Origin of the sequence: Hornefia porci (assembly GCF_001940235.1) — a bacterium.
GTDB classification, from domain to species: domain Bacteria; phylum Bacillota; class Clostridia; order Peptostreptococcales; family Anaerovoracaceae; genus Aminicella; species Aminicella porci.
The window spans coordinates 598971-611952 of the sequence record NZ_MJIE01000001.1 but is presented as its reverse complement, the minus strand read 5'-3'; the positions used below and the strand labels follow the sequence as shown (position 1 = coordinate 611952).

At 51.2% G+C, this 12982-nt stretch carries 11 protein-coding genes and 2 tRNA genes; 9 read left to right on the top strand and 4 right to left on the bottom strand.

Features of this window, described 5'->3' with window-relative positions:
* The first annotated feature begins 32 nt into the window (after positions 1 to 32).
* From BHK98_RS02870 to BHK98_RS13330, 4 genes are all read left to right on the top strand, one after another.
* A complete protein-coding gene (locus tag BHK98_RS02870; RefSeq protein WP_075712102.1) occupies positions 33 to 1262 on the top strand; it encodes an MFS transporter in 1230 nt (409 codons plus the stop codon).
* Between the two features lie 147 nt (positions 1263 to 1409).
* Positions 1410 to 1494, top strand: a tRNA-Leu gene (locus tag BHK98_RS02865).
* Positions 1495 to 2245: 751 nt separating this feature from the next.
* Complete coding sequence (locus BHK98_RS02860) at positions 2246 to 2755, top strand: hypothetical protein (protein ID WP_075712101.1); 510 nt, start codon at positions 2246 to 2248, stop codon at positions 2753 to 2755.
* Complete coding sequence (locus tag BHK98_RS13330) at positions 2745 to 2939, top strand: hypothetical protein (protein WP_143404520.1); 195 nt, start codon at positions 2745 to 2747, stop codon at positions 2937 to 2939. Before BHK98_RS02860 ends, BHK98_RS13330 begins: the two co-directional genes overlap by 11 nt.
* A 227-nt stretch (positions 2940 to 3166) precedes the next feature.
* On the opposite strand, the gene BHK98_RS02850 is transcribed toward BHK98_RS13330, so the two are convergent.
* The 3 genes from BHK98_RS02850 to BHK98_RS02840 form a co-directional block, all read right to left on the bottom strand.
* Positions 3167 to 3358 carry a hypothetical protein gene (locus BHK98_RS02850; protein ID WP_075712099.1) on the bottom strand — a complete coding sequence of 64 codons (192 nt, stop codon included), beginning with the start codon at positions 3356 to 3358 and terminating at the stop codon, positions 3167 to 3169.
* Positions 3355 to 5007, bottom strand: a complete 1653-nt coding sequence (locus BHK98_RS02845; protein WP_158024447.1) for an ISL3 family transposase — start codon at positions 5005 to 5007, stop codon at positions 3355 to 3357. The genes BHK98_RS02850 and BHK98_RS02845 overlap by 4 nt, the downstream gene beginning before the upstream one ends.
* 498 nt (positions 5008 to 5505) lie before the next feature.
* The gene (locus BHK98_RS02840; protein WP_075712097.1) at positions 5506 to 5997 is read right to left on the bottom strand and encodes an NUDIX hydrolase; all 492 of its coding nucleotides are present in this window, start codon (positions 5995 to 5997) and stop codon (positions 5506 to 5508) included.
* A 345-nt stretch (positions 5998 to 6342) separates the two neighbouring features.
* On the opposite strand from BHK98_RS02840, the gene BHK98_RS02835 reads away from it, so the two are divergent.
* Both BHK98_RS02835 and BHK98_RS02830 read left to right on the top strand, forming a co-directional pair.
* Positions 6343 to 6885, top strand: a complete 543-nt coding sequence (locus BHK98_RS02835) for a nitroreductase family protein (protein WP_075712096.1) — start codon at positions 6343 to 6345, stop codon at positions 6883 to 6885.
* A gap of 194 nt (positions 6886 to 7079) precedes the next feature.
* Positions 7080 to 7155, top strand: a tRNA-Pro gene (locus tag BHK98_RS02830).
* Positions 7156 to 7262: 107 nt separating this feature from the next.
* Here the strand turns inward: BHK98_RS02830 and BHK98_RS02825 are convergent.
* Positions 7263 to 7466, bottom strand: coding sequence for a hypothetical protein (locus tag BHK98_RS02825; RefSeq protein ID WP_075712095.1), 204 nt, complete (start codon positions 7464 to 7466; stop codon positions 7263 to 7265).
* 190 nt (positions 7467 to 7656) lie between these two features.
* Between BHK98_RS02825 and BHK98_RS02820 the strand changes: the two genes are divergently transcribed.
* The 3 genes from BHK98_RS02820 (at position 7657) to rlmN (ending at position 12981) form a co-directional block, all read left to right on the top strand.
* A complete protein-coding gene (locus BHK98_RS02820) occupies positions 7657 to 8463 on the top strand; it encodes an aquaporin (RefSeq protein ID WP_075712094.1) in 807 nt (268 codons plus the stop codon).
* Positions 8464 to 8827: 364 nt separating this feature from the next.
* On the top strand, positions 8828 to 11947 hold the full coding sequence (gene ileS, locus BHK98_RS02815; RefSeq protein WP_075712093.1) for an isoleucine--tRNA ligase: 3120 nt from the start codon (positions 8828 to 8830) through the stop codon (positions 11945 to 11947).
* Entirely contained in the window at positions 11947 to 12981 is a 1035-nt protein-coding gene (gene rlmN, locus BHK98_RS02810) for a dual-specificity RNA methyltransferase RlmN (protein WP_075712092.1), read from the top strand. Before ileS ends, rlmN begins: the two co-directional genes overlap by 1 nt.
* Position 12982 lies beyond the last annotated feature (1 nt).

Below are 12982 nucleotides of genomic sequence, written 5' to 3'. Positions count from 1 at the left end.
TCTTTCGTCAGGAACAGGAGGTAGTGAACTATATGATAAAACTTATTACGAACCACAGGCGGTGGAGACTGGCGGCGTCGATTCTGTCCCTGTCTCTTCTGACTGTAATGGCGGGCGCGGCGGTGGCGCCGGCGCTGAACCTGATTCAGGAGCATTTCCGCGATACGGATCCGATCTATGTGCAGATGATCATCAGCATGCCGGCAGTGTTCATTGCGCTGACAAACCTTTTTCTCTTTAAACCTCTGAGCAGGCGGCTGAGGGCGCGCACCATGCTTCTGATCGGACTCGGCTTCTACGTCGTGTTCGGATGTCTGGCAGGCGCGTTCAGCGATATCCGCCTGGTTCTGATCTGCCGCGGACTGGTCGGCGTCGGCGTCGGCATCCTGATGCCGCTTTCCACGGGCCTGATTTCCTTTTATTTCACAAAGGATAAGCAGGCGGAGCTGATGGGCTATGCTTCCGCGATGAATATGCTGGGAGGCGTGGTCGCTACGCTGATCGCGGGCGGACTGGCAATGGTCAGCTGGAGATTCAGCTTTCTGGTCTATCTGCTCGGACTCATCAGTGTGGTGCTCTGCCTGTTCTGGATGCCGAACGAACGAATCTATGATTCCGGAAAAGATGTTAAAGAAAGGGGCGCGTTCCGCCGGTATCTGATTTTCGTTGTCGCCATATTTCTGGTGATGGTAACGTTCTTTATCTATCCTGCGGACTTTGCGATGGAGACGGCGAAGCAGGGAATCATTCCGCAGCATTTCATTGCGGTGATTATGGCCGCGATGGATGTTTTCGGATTCTTCGGAGGCCTCGCGTCGGCTCCTCTGCGAAAAGGACTGGGGCGGAACGCGAAATTCTCTGCGCCGGTATTCTTCCTTGCCGGATATCTCTGCCTGCGGTTTGCGGGCGGCTGGGCAGGCGTGCTGGCCGGCTCTTTCATGGTGGGATTTGCCAACGGCGTCGGAGTTCCGTATATTATGACCGCGGCGTCGATGCAGGCGGGGAAAAGTGCGGCGACTACGGTGATGCCCATGCTTTCTGTATCTCTCTACACCGCGCAGTTCGTGACTCCGTTTATTATTTCAGCCGTAAAAGCGCTGACTCTGCGCCTTGGCTTAGGCGACAGCTCCTATACCGTCGCAGTCATCACGGCGGTTCTGCTGTTCGCATGCTGTTTTGCGATGAGGGAGTCGGGAACAAAGGAAGATAAGGCAGATTCTGAAAAGGATACGACCGGAGCGGAGATGGCCCGTACCAGCTGAAATCGCCGCTGCAACGGCCGCCGCAGCGGGCGGCGGCCCGGTTCCGCAGCCGAGATGAAAAAAATTTAAATTAATGCTTGCATTCCTTTCATTTTCGTGTATAATAATATTTGCGTGCTGATGAAGCGCGGAAACAAAAGGAAATAAGCGGTCTTGGCGGAATTGGCAGACGCGCACGGTTCAGGTCCGTGTGAGGAGACTCATGGGGGTTCGAATCCCTTAGACCGCACCAATGGTAATGATGAAAAGCCTTGAAAACAGCCGGCATGGTTGAATTTTCAAGGCTTTTGTCGTATATAAGGGTTTTCAAATGCTTACGAATATGCTCAAAAAACTGCCATATTTTTGCCAAACCTGCCACACTTTTGCCATGCTTTTTATGCGTCCATAAAGTCGACAAACGTTTCAGTGTTCTCCTCGCGGTGATTGCAGTTAGTTCTGGAGTGAGTAAAATTGTGTGCGTTGAGAGGCCCGTCTTTAGCGTGTTCAACGCCATATTCTGCTAAGTGGCTTTTTTCTTCGCTTTGTTTAGTATCTTGATCAGTTACGATGTTTTCATGTGACTTTCTTTCTATAGCTATATAATGCGTGCTCAACTACCGAAATGCTTGAAATATCAATAATACAAAGAGCATATTCGGTAGCCTTCCGCAGGGTTTTCAGGCGTTTCATCCGAAAATCTTGCAGCAGTGGGATTCGGAAAAGGCCGAATCCCTGAGCATAAGCATCAATTAGTGTCTGCCGGTGCACCCTTCCATTGGTCGGTGCGCCGCGGCGCTGCTGACAAACTTCCGTCAGCGTCCGTTAAGTCCGACGGAGACTTAATGAGCAGACACTAATTTAATCTCTCTTCTCAATACCGTATCGTATATCAGAAAGCACCTGGCAAGTGCTGCGCCTGGTGCAGCAGCCTGGCTGATGGACATTATGATGACGAAGCACCGGACGATATCTACCGGCGCCATGACAACTGCAACTGCACGGTGACATATGAGTCAGAGAAGGGATATCAGGACGCGCATACAAAGAAATGGATCAACCAGCAAGAAACCGATGCGCGACGTGCAAGAATTAAAGAGAATCAAGAGCAAATCAGAAAGTTGTTGAATAACGAAGCTGCTCGAAAAGCAAGCAGAATAATAATTGATAACGAAAATAAGGCGAAACGTGATATACTGAAAGCAATAAGAAAACCAAATGCGAAAGTGCATTTTCCCGCGAAAAAAATTGATGTCGAGAAGTATTCGTTCGATGGGTACCACATTAATTCCGAGAGAAGACACAACGTCACGTTTCAGCAAGCTTCTAAATTCATTCAAGAAGCAGATGCATCGGTTACAGTATGGAATGGGCGAATAGAACGATATTATGGCAAAAACGGCATTGCATATGTTGATACGGTTAATAAGAAAATAATCACGGCATTCACAAAAAAAGAATTTTTCGGTGATACCGTGAAGGTGCTGGAGGTAATTGAGAAATATGGATTATAAGGAAATGAGCCCAGAATTTGTCGATTGTCCATTATGCGACGAAAAAATTTATTGCGGCGAATGTGTTGAAAATAGCGATACCGCAGAAGGAACAATCAATGAAGGTCATTTGCCAGAAAAGTATAAGGCAAAAGCAAATTGGAGAGACATCTGCAAGAATTGCAAATGGCATAATTATGGGTAATCAAAGTTTTTTAGGGTTTGTCAAAGTTTTTTGGGGGAAAGCATTAGGGTCAGATGTCATTCGTTATGGTCTGTCGTTAGGGACAGTCTGTGGGGTCGTTCATTAGGGGCGAACTATGGGGTCTGAACAAACAAGAACTGAACGGAAAATCAAGCGGAGGATCGATAAGTGATCTCCGCTTTGAATTGCAACGATTCTGATGTCAGTTTTCTTAATGAGAGTTTAGGTTAAAGTACCAGACGTGGGAAGGGTTCGTCTTCATTTTGTTCAGAATGAGCATGGTTTCTGAAATAGATGAATTCATCCCATAGATTCATCCAGGACAGGAATCCGTACAGGCAGTTTAATTCCGTTGTTTGAAAATCGAGATCCGTTTCAAGATCGAGGATATGTTGATGCAGTTCTTGATAGGTGGTCATCTCAAATCACCTCCCTTATTGATGTCAAGAAAGGCTTCGTCCAGTATTCTGCTGGCAGCAATGAAGTCACATGGAAGCCCCGCTTCATTGAGGATCCTATCCGGGTTGTTAAAAGGACTGTTGCCTTCAGCCACCCAGTGCCGAAGGGAAAGAAGCTCGTCCTTTGAGCAGTCGTACATTTCGAGAATCGACTCGAGCTCAGCGTTCAGGACGCGCTGTTTACTCTTAGGAACTGTGTTCCGGTATCTTAAAGAACGAGGCCGGTCTTGTCCGACAGGCTCGCGTCCGTTTAATTGGGGATCGTTTCTTGAAGCAAAGAGGAACCGATTCCGAAAATGGTTGAAATTACGGAAACCCCGCCCCATCCGTTTCAGATCTTTGGCCTTTCTGTTCGTGGATTCGATAGGACCGTTGGACAATCTCGAAATGATAGCGCCCCCGTTTTTATCAAGCCGTTCCATCAGAACGAATGAGTTGATGATAGGTTCCCTGTGTCGTTTCAGGAGTCTGGAAAAACGGATAAAGATGTCGTGATCGCAATGGGCGTAGTCATTGATCAGTTGATTCAATTCGATTGCCGCCTTTTGAGGCTTGCCGGCATTTACTGTGTTGAATCGCACATAACGCTCTTTCAGATCATGGAGTTCTTTCAACGCGGGATCAATGAGAAAAAAGCGTTCCTTGTAATCGGAGGTTCTCATCAGGCATCTGAAGTGCCGGTCCATGTGTGGTTCCTCGTGATATGTGATGGAATCTGCATTGGAAAGTAAAAGGAAACGGTAGTGCTTCAGCAGATACAGTTCATCGGACATTGGAAGCCTTACCTGGTGTCCGGCCTTTTCCGACAGTTTTTTCTGCCGTATTTCGTCACGCTCTCTGATCGTATTCTGCAGATCGCGTATGAAATCCGCAAGTTCTTTGACGATCCACTGGATCACATGGAAAGAATCTACGACAGATACTGCGTTCGGAAAGTATCTCTCAACATAGCGAAGATATTCATTGTTCATGTCCGTGATGAGATATTGAACGGCAAAACGTTCTTCCTTTGGAATGGATGCGAAGTATGGTTCAGTCACATTCTGCCTGCGGCTTTCGAGCAGATCAATCACTTCTCCTGTATGAAAATCCTGAACGACCAGCGCATATTGACATATCTGATCGATGTCGAGATGAACTTCGTCGATGCTGATCGCATCCGTCAGGGCAATCCTCTTCATGTTGACATACCGGTCAAATACGTTGATGGCGTATGTGTCAGAAGTGTTGAACTTCCTTGCGATATCTGCGGCAGACTTAGTCAGATCCCGGAATTCATTGACGATGAGAAAGTCGGCTGCGTTTGTGTTCCGACGGTGTTTACTTATGAAATTAAAAGATTCATTTTCTTCATATCGACATTGCCCGTTCGTACAGCGCCAGCGCCGCTGCTTCAGTAAAAGGACTAACTGATACGTGTCCTGCAATATCGGATGATTGACCCTTCGGATCCTGATCCCTCTGGAATGCATTCGAAAGCTGCACCGGGGACAGAATCTGATCTCCGGTGGTGTCGACAACGTAACCGTTTTGACACGTCCCTCTGTGGAGATGTCCTCGATTGTTATTGCAGGGTCTTCTAATTCAAGAAATCTTATGATATCATTCATGTATGCTCCTTTCATTTTAAAATCGTTGCAGTTATATGATAAATGAAGAAGCATAGAGGAGGCAATCACGGCCTCCTCTAATCATTTTGAGTTCTTTTGCCCCTACGCACTGCCCCCATTGTCAGACCCCACGGAAGGAGCCCACTGTTAGACCCGAATGAACAGAGACCCTAAAAAACTTTGATTACCCATAATTATTAAGCACCAGCTACGGCCGGTGTTTTTTTATACCTTGCGAACATAGCGGGGTTTTGTTATATAGAGAAAACGCTGCGAAAACGCAGCGGGAGAAACGATATAAAGCACATAAGAGCACCGGCAAGACAATTGAACTGAAGGAGGGGAAATGGCAGACAGAATCGGACGCCGGCCCCCTACAGAGAGCTTTGTTTTACCTTACCAGAAGACAGACGGCGCAGAAGCCATAGCATGTTACGGGAAATCCGGGAGAAAAGCAATGGACTGGCAGAAACAGGAGGCAGTGCGTTATCCGACGGTCTACAGCTCCAGCGGACGTCCGTCCAGCGCTGCATACATCAGCCGGTCGCCGCCGTTGTAGACCAGCTTCAAAGAGAAAAATTCCGGATGTGTATTCAGCAGACGGAAGAAGATTTTGTCACCCTCCCAGACATTCAGGCGGGGGCACTCTTCTTTGTCCACCCATATAAGCTCGCCCTCGTCGCAGTCAGCCGGCTCTCCCTGCAGGTCCTCTGCGGTATAGAGAAACATGTATTCTGTTACGCCCGCGCCCGGTGTCCGTCCGTCGGAAACAAAGGTGACGATTCCCCGGAGCGTACAGCTGCCCAGAGTGCATCCCGTTTCCTCGAATACTTCCCGCCGCAGACATTCGTCAGGGCTCTCGTCAACCTCGAAATGACCGCCGATGCCGATCCATTTATCCTTATTGATGTCGTGCTCTTTTTTCGTGCGGTGGAGCATCAGATACTGCCCGTCCTTCTCGATATAACATAATGTTGTCAGACCCTTCATCCTTCATTCCTCTGCTTTCTTCGATTTCTTCTGTTCTGTCCTCCGGCTGCCTGTTCCGTCCGCGTCGCATGTCTGCCGGGGGTACAAAAGTATATGCAGACCGGCGCAGCCGTATCCCGCGGGATTTCGATATATCATGCGGAAGCCGGTATGAGCCGGTACAGATATTATACTTCTCGCAGACGGCATCGGCAAGAGCAGTCTTCGGGGAACAGCACCTGAGAAATTAACAGGAAATATCGCAATATTCGGCACATGGCAAAATGGCTTGCCGCACTTCCGGATCCGGCATATAATACACGTTGACAGATGAATTTTCAGAGAGGTAGCTTTAGAGAGGTGACTATGGAAACAAAAGACTGTATTTTAACGAGAAGAAGTGTCCGCAGGTTTACAGACCGGCCGGTGCCGCATGAGATCGTTCGTCAGATGGTGTCGCTGGCGGCATATGCGCCTTCCTGGAAAAATACGCAGGTGACGCGCTACTATGCGGTAGAAGATCAGGCGGTGAAGGAAGAGCTTGCGGAGAATTGTGTTCTCGGTTTCGAGAGCAACGCCAAAATCATCCGGCGTTGTCCGGTTCTGATGGTGATTACCTGTAAGCATGGAATATCGGGCTATGAAAAGTCCGGCGAGCCGACCACAGGCAAGGATGACCGCTGGGAGGTGTTCGACGCGGGAATCGCGACGCAGACATTCTGTCTTGCTGCGCACGATCTGGGCCTGGGCACGGTGATTATGGGAATTTTCGACGATGATAAGGTTGCGGAGGCGGTTGGCGTTTCCGACGGGGAAATTGTCGCGGCGCTGGTCGCGCTGGGCTATCCGGACGGAGATCCCAAAGCACCGCCGCGCAAGGATGCGGATGCGCTGCTGAACTTCAGGTAGGGAGGCTTTTTTACAGATTTCATTGTGCATCATCCTGCGCCGTACTGTGAACTGCCATTAGATTCGAACACGCCGGGCTTGAGTTTCCGGACAGAGCTTCTGAAGAAGGATTTCAGAAAAGGAAAAGGATTTTTTCAGATTCCGAAAAATAGGGCTTGAAAAAACTTTTCGGCATGTTATAATGGATAAGTCGGCGGGGTGTGGCGCAGTTGGTAGCGCGCTGTGTTCGGGACGCAGAAGCCGTGAGTTCGAGTCTCACCACTCCGACCAGCAGAAGGAGACCGTGTTTTGCCTTTACGGCAGCGACGGTCTCTTTTCCTTTGTTGAAGAGATTAAAATAGGACTGCCCGAAGGCAGTCGCTGAAATTTCTGCGGATTTACTGATCTTTTCCACCGATATTATGGTTCCGTTTGATTTTGTCGATGTCATCGGAAAGGTAGATGACATTTTCCTCCTGCCGAAGATCATCATCCGGCTTCTTCTTTTCAGGCCGTTCTTTGTCGGAACCGCCGGATGTAGAAAAAATATAGTACAGAAGCAGTCCAACCATAAAGATTACTCCGATCAGAATTAATTGCATAAATGTCACCTCCTTTTCTTATCTTTATTCTACCACATTTTCTGAATAATAAAAGCCATTTTATGCTGATGAATGCGGCCGGTCCGGTACTTGACATTCCGTTCACATTTGTTATCATGAAAACATCGGAGGCTGCGCCTGTGCAGCCGGAAAATCAGATAAAGCAGAGAATGATAAGGGGGATGATGAGATGAGAAAGTATATTGCGGAGTTTATCGGAACGTTTGTGCTGACGGCGTTCGGGTGTGGAACCGCGGTGGCGGCGAATTCTATTTTTCTCAGTATGAACGCGGCGATTCCGGTCGCGTTTACCACACTGCTGATCGCATTTGCGTTCGGGCTGTCCGTGGTGGCGATGGCGTACTCGATCGGGAATATCTCCGGATGCCATATCAATCCGGCGGTTTCGGTCGGTATGCTGGCGGCGGGCCGGATGAGCGTAAAGGACTGTGTGGGTTATGTGGTCGCGCAGTGCATCGGAGCTCTGGCTGCGGCGCTGTTCCTGTGGAGAATTTTCGGCGCCAGAGATTCGCTCGGGCAGAACGGCTATGGCGAGGCCAGCACGCTGGGTCTGGGTGCCGGAAGCATTCTGATTCTGGAAATCGTTATGACCTTCGTCTTTGTGCTGGTGGTTCTTGCAGTTACCAGTCGGAAGGAGTTCGCCTCCGCGGCGGGACTGGTCATCGGACTGACGCTGACGCTGATTCATATTTTCGGAATTCCGTTCGACGGGACATCTGTCAATCCGGCCAGAAGCTTCGGACCGGCAATCGTCGTCGGAGGAGATGCGCTGGCGCAGCTCCCGGTGTTTATCATCGCGCCGCTGATCGGCGGAGTGCTGGCGGCGCTGGTGTACCGGCTTTTGTTCACGGAGGCCGGGAACCCTGCGGAGGAGCCTGATACGGACGCAGAGGAAGTACGGGAGGACGCCGGAGAGGCTGAACCCGATGAGGCTGATGCTGCGGAAGAGGAAGAAGCAGACGGGGAGGAACGCTGAAAGCAGATGATGGGGAGCGCTGCAGAAAGCAGACGCCGAAGAACGCTGAAACCCTTGACACTGCGGATTTTTCCATTTATAATGAAGCAGTTGAATTTAATATTCACGAACGATGACGGAACCAGTAGTCCTGCGTAAGATCCTTACAGAGAGAGAGGTGGCGGTGAGAGCCTCCCGGTGAAGCAGAGTATGAATATCACTCCTGAGTTCGACACTTTTGAGATGGCCCCCTTGAACACGAGGGCGGCAACTAGGGTGGTACCGCGGTTTGAATGATCGTCCCTAACCGGCTCAGCCGGCCGGGGACTTCTTTGTATAGGCAGAAAATTCTCCGCTGGCACGAAACAAAGAAAGGAATTTGTGCATGTTTAAAAAACTATCAGACAAGCCTGTCGCAGAGGTTCAGAAGGAACAGGTGAAAGAATGGAACGAGCAGGATCTGCTCGACAAGTGTGTGAAGGCCCGGGAAGGGCAGCCGCAGTTCGTCTTCTATGAAGGACCGCCGACTGCCAACGGCAAGCCGGGCATCCATCACGTGATGGCCAGAACGCTGAAGGACTCCATCAACCGCTACAAGACGATGCAGGGATTTCAGGTCAACCGGAAGGCAGGCTGGGATACCCACGGTCTTCCGGTGGAGATTGAAGTCGAGAAGCAGCTGGGATTCGACGGCAAGCAGGACATCGAGCGCTACGGAATCCGGGAGTTCAACAAAAAGTGCCGCGAGTCCGTCTTCACCTATACCGGAATGTGGCGCGATATGAGTGAGCGGATGGGGTATATGGCTGATATGGACCATCCCTATATCACGCTGGATAACGACTACATCGAGACAGAATGGTGGATCCTGAAGCAGTTCTTCGGGAAGGACATGATCTATGAGGGGCACAAAATCCTGCCCTACTGCCCGCGCTGCGGGACCGGCCTCGCCTCCCACGAGGTGGCGCAGGGCTACAAGGACGTCAAGGTCAACACTTTGATTGTGAAATTCAAACGGAAGGATCGGGATAATGAGTATTTCCTGGCCTGGACCACCACGCCCTGGACGCTGGCGTCCAATACGGTCATCACAGTGGGACCGGACTTCGATTACATCCGTGCGAGAATGACGGAAGGAGATGATGCGGGAAACGTCTTCTATGTGGCGAAGCATCTGGCAGACAAGGTTCTGGGAGAAGGAAATTATGAGATCCTGGAAGAAATGAAGGGAAAGGATCTGGAATACATCGAGTACGAGCAGCTGATGCCGTTTGTAAAGGCTGACCCGAAGAAGAAAGCGTTCTTTGTCACCTGCATGGACTATGTCTCCATTGAAGACGGTACCGGCATCGTTCATACAGCTCCTGCCTTCGGCGAAGACGACTACCAGTGCGGACGCAAATATGATCTTCCGATGCTGCAGCCTGTGGACGAACAGGGCTGCTTCACCGAGACCCCGTGGAAGGGACATTTTGTCATGGAAGAGGGTCTGGATGTGGAGATCATCAAGTATCTGGCGAAGGACAACAAAATCTACAAGAGAGAGAAAATCTCCCACAACTATCCGCACTGCTGGAGATGCGGAACGCCGCTGGTCTATTACGCCAAGCCCAGCTGGTACATCAAGATGAGCGAGCTGAAGGATCAGCTGGTAGCCAATAACAATACCGTTAACTGGTATCCGCCCTTTGTCGGCGAAAAACGTTTCGGCAACTGGCTGGCAGAGGTCAAGGACTGGGCGATTTCCAGAACGAGATACTGGGGAATGCCGATTCCTATCTGGCGCTGCGAGTGCGGTCATCTGGAATGTATCGGAAGTCGCAGCGAGCTGGTGGAGAAGGCGATTGAGGACATCGACGAGAGCATCGATATGCACCGTCCGTTTGTGGATGATGTCCATATCACCTGTCCGGTCTGCGGAAAACCGATGACCAGAATTCCGGAGGTAATCGACTGCTGGTTCGATTCCGGCTCCATGCCTTATGCGCAGTGGCACTACCCGTTCGAACATAAGGATGATTTCGACAAGCTGTTCCCCGCGGATTTCATCTGTGAGGGCATCGACCAGACCAGAGGGTGGTTCTATTCCCTGATGGCCATTTCCACCTTTATCATGGGTCGCTCCCCGTACAGAAATGTGCTTGTCAACGACCTTATCCTGGACAAGAAGGGAAAGAAGATGTCCAAGCATGTGGGCAATACGGTGGATCCCTTTGAGATGCTGGACAAATACGGGGCCGACGCGACCCGCTGGTATCTGCTCAGCGTGTCGCCCGCCTGGTCGCCCACCAAGTTTGACGAGGGCGGACTGCAGGAGGTGGTCAGCAAGTTCTTCGGAACCCTGAGGAACGTATACAACTTCTTTGTGCTGTATGCGAATATGGATAATATTGACGTGAAGAGCATGTCGGTTCCCTATGCGGAGAAGCCGGAGCTTGACCGCTGGATTCTGTCGAAGTACAACCGGCTGGTGAAGGACGTCACGGATTATATGGATCATTATGACCATATGAAGACTGTCCGGGCCATCAGCGAGTTCGTCAATGAGGATCTTTCCAACTGGTACATCCGCCGCGCCCGCCGCCGTTTCTATGCGGAGGGGATGTCTGAGGACAAAGAGAGCGTCTACGCCACGACCTATGAAGTGCTGGAGGGAACCGCCCGGCTGATCGCGCCGATCGCACCGTTCATCTCGGATGAGATGTACAGGAAGCTGACCGGAGAGGAAACCGTCCACGTGGCGTATTTCCCGAAGGCGGATGAGAGTCAGATCGACCGGAATGTCGAGGAGCGGATGGATCTGGTGCGCACGCTCTGCAACCTGGGACGCGGAATCCGTGAGAAGGAAGGCATCAAGGTGCGTCAGCCGCTGTCAGAGATCCTGGTGGACGGCAAGTACAAAGCCCTGATCGAGGACCTTTCGCCCCTGATTCGGGAGGAACTGAATGTCAAAGACGTGGTGTTCGCGGAAGATCTGGACGAATACATGAACTTCTCGCTGAAGCCGAATTTCCCCGTCGCGGGACCGGCGCTGGGCAAGAATATCAGAGCGTTCGGATCCGCTCTCGCCAGAGAGGACGCCAACGCTTTCATCTCCAGACTTGAGACAGAGGACAGTGTTCTGATGAATCTGAACGGAGAGGATACGGAAATTGAAAAAGACTTTGTCGATGTCCGCATCAACTCGAAGGAAGGCTTCGCGGTGGCGATGGAAAACAACGTGTTCGCGATTCTTGACACGCAGATCACGCCGGAGCTGACAAGTGAGGGACTTGCGAGAGAGATAGTGTCCAAGATTCAGCAGATGCGCAAGCAGAATGACTACGAGATGATGGACCGCATCAATATCTTCATTGAGGCGGACGCGGAAGTGATGGGTGCGGTCAGCCAGCATGAGGAATACATCAAGAGCGAGACGCTGGCCCAGACGATGGAAGAGGCCGCGGAGCTTCCGCAGGTGGATATCAACGGGCATAAAACCGGTCTCAGGATTGAGAGAATCTGATGAAGGATCTGAGAGGTCTGACGCTTTCTGAGACGGAGGAGATCGTCCGGGCTGAGGGTGAACCGCGGTTCCGGGGGAAGCAGCTGTTTCAGTGGGTAAGCAGAGGCGTGACGGATTTCGGGGAGATGAGGAATCTGCCGAAAGCCCTGAGACAGAATCTGGCGGAAAAGTACAGAATCGACAGTCTAAGGGTGCTCCGCGACCTGCAGTCCCGGAGCGACGGGACGAGAAAGTTTCTTTTCGCGCTGGAGGACGGGAACGCGGTGGAGAGCGTGTTCATGAAGTACAGCTACGGGAACACCGTGTGCGTTTCCTCTCAGGCGGGATGTCGTATGGGGTGCGCCTTCTGCGCATCGGGAATCGACGGACTGCGTCGGAACCTGACTGCGGGAGAGATGATTTCCCAGATTCTGGATATCGAGAGAGTGACGGGAGAAAAGGTGTCGCGGACAGTCGTCATGGGGACGGGGGAACCGTTTGACAACTATGACGAACTGGCGAAATTTATCCGTGTCATGAACGACGTAGACGGACGGAACATGGGAATGCGGAATTTTACGGTTTCCACCTGCGGTCTGGTTCCGGAGATGCTCCGGTTCGCCGGGGATTTTCCACAGGTGAATCTGGCGGTTTCGCTTCATGCTCCCACCGATGAACAGCGGAGCCGCATCATGCCGGTGAACCGGAGGTATCCTCTCCGTGAGCTGATGGAGGCGGCAGAGAAGTATGAGACGGTGACCTCCCGGCGGGTCACCTTTGAATACGCGCTGATCCGGGGCGTCAATGACCGGGATCGGGATGTGGAGCAGCTGATCCGTCTGCTGTCCGGGACCCTCTGCCATGTGAATCTGATTCCGCTGAACGAGGTCTGCGAAACAGGCTTTGTCACAGCGGGAAGGGAACGGGCGAAGGCAATACAGAAAACCCTGGAGCAGAACGGAATACCGGCTACCGTGCGCCGGCAGCTGGGAGCAGATATCGACGGCGCCTGCGGACAACTGCGATTGGAAAATTCACAAAAATACATTGAATGAA

Excerpts from the sequence above, each read along its gene's own strand:
- BHK98_RS02840 (WP_075712097.1), bottom strand. The coding sequence starts at position 5,997 with ATGAAGGGTCTGACAACATTATGTTATATCGAGAAGGACGGGCAGTAT.
- BHK98_RS02850 (WP_075712099.1), bottom strand. The coding sequence starts at position 3,358 with ATGACCACCTATCAAGAACTGCATCAACATATCCTCGATCTTGAAACG.
- rlmN (WP_075712092.1), top strand. The coding sequence starts at position 11,947 with ATGAAGGATCTGAGAGGTCTGACGCTTTCTGAGACGGAGGAGATCGTC.
- BHK98_RS02835 (WP_075712096.1), top strand. The coding sequence starts at position 6,343 with ATGGAAACAAAAGACTGTATTTTAACGAGAAGAAGTGTCCGCAGGTTT.
- BHK98_RS02820 (WP_075712094.1), top strand. The coding sequence starts at position 7,657 with ATGAGAAAGTATATTGCGGAGTTTATCGGAACGTTTGTGCTGACGGCG.
- BHK98_RS02845 (WP_158024447.1), bottom strand. The coding sequence starts at position 5,007 with ATGAATGATATCATAAGATTTCTTGAATTAGAAGACCCTGCAATAACA.
- BHK98_RS02870 (WP_075712102.1), top strand. The coding sequence starts at position 33 with ATGATAAAACTTATTACGAACCACAGGCGGTGGAGACTGGCGGCGTCG.
- BHK98_RS02825 (WP_075712095.1), bottom strand. The coding sequence starts at position 7,466 with ATGCAATTAATTCTGATCGGAGTAATCTTTATGGTTGGACTGCTTCTG.
- BHK98_RS13330 (WP_143404520.1), top strand. The coding sequence starts at position 2,745 with ATGGATTATAAGGAAATGAGCCCAGAATTTGTCGATTGTCCATTATGC.
- ileS (WP_075712093.1), top strand. The coding sequence starts at position 8,828 with ATGTTTAAAAAACTATCAGACAAGCCTGTCGCAGAGGTTCAGAAGGAA.